1 pseudogene is annotated in these 1,172 nt (G+C 36.6%); it reads right to left on the bottom strand.

What is annotated here, in order from left to right:
* Positions 1–1,172, bottom strand: a pseudogene (locus tag A9G30_RS12900) (hypothetical protein); the annotation flags it as partial.

Here is a 1,172-nt window from a genome sequence, read left to right as displayed (position 1 = left end):
CAAAATAACAGACGGTCCTGAAATAATTAAGAATAATCCAATAAAGAATAAAGGAAATTGCCACCAAGTTAGCGAAAAAATTGCTTGAAAAATAGAGGCTAATGCCGTACCTATTGCACCTACAGCTAAACCAATTGCGGCAAAAATACCAACGCTTTTACCAATATCAAATTTATTTGCTGGGTTTTGCAAAGCTTGTTCACTTGATTTTTCAATATTGGCATCTTTACTGCTAGCCCATTTGTTAATTTGTTCAGTAATACAGCGACCAATACGTTGATAAGGTGCTAAAATTGCTTGTTGAATGCTAATTGGCTTAGTGATTATTTTAACCACATTGGCATCCCAATCATTTCCTTTATTATCGATAAATACACCATTGCGACCTTCAAGTAATAAATCGCCTTGCCCTGCTGTCATTGCCGCGGCAATGAGTTGCTTTTGCCCATGCCTTGTGCATTCACAATAAAGTAAACAAAGTTCGGAATAATTTGCCATTGTTACGTGCTTAGCAATATTATCAACTGCAACGCAAAGGGTTGCACAGCGACCATCAATATAAAGCTTACCAAGCTGAAATGCAGCTCGCGTATTTGGTGAGAAGAAGTCAGCAAAAGACGCAAAGTTAACCAATAAACGATATAAATGTTTATGAAATAAGACTAATTTTTCTAATATGAGAATGTCTGACGCCGATATTGGCGTTTTATTATCTTGTTCAACCATTTGCTGAAATTCGGTTAACAAATCGTCGTTAGCTAGGCTAATCATGAGATTATTTGGTATATCTTCTATGCTGGCAGAGGGTTCAATTGCAACAGTTAATTGTGCTAATTCGGGCTTAGAACTAATCAGTTTAGCGTAAGCTTGCAAGCTTTGTTGAATATGTTGCCATTCTTGCTGTGTTAGCTGGTCTGAATTGGATAAGGATGTTTCTACTAATGTTTTAAACCGACTAATTTTAGTTTTCCAAAGAGGGTTTATTCCATTAACTAAATCAAGTACCTCAACTGTGTCAATTTTTGATAGAGGTAATTCGGCTAAGGCCGAATCAGACAATAATCCATTTTGTGTCGGTACGATATACTTTTCGTCTACGTTAAGCGCTGTTTGTGCTTGTGGGGCATATTGCGCCAATTCAACACGTAAAAAATAATCATCAATTTTGGGTT

Origin of the sequence: Gilliamella sp. Fer4-1, assembly GCF_001690515.1 — a bacterium.
Lineage (GTDB): Bacteria > Pseudomonadota > Gammaproteobacteria > Enterobacterales > Orbaceae > Gilliamella > Gilliamella apicola_C.
This window is presented reverse-complemented; position numbering and strand designations above follow the sequence as displayed.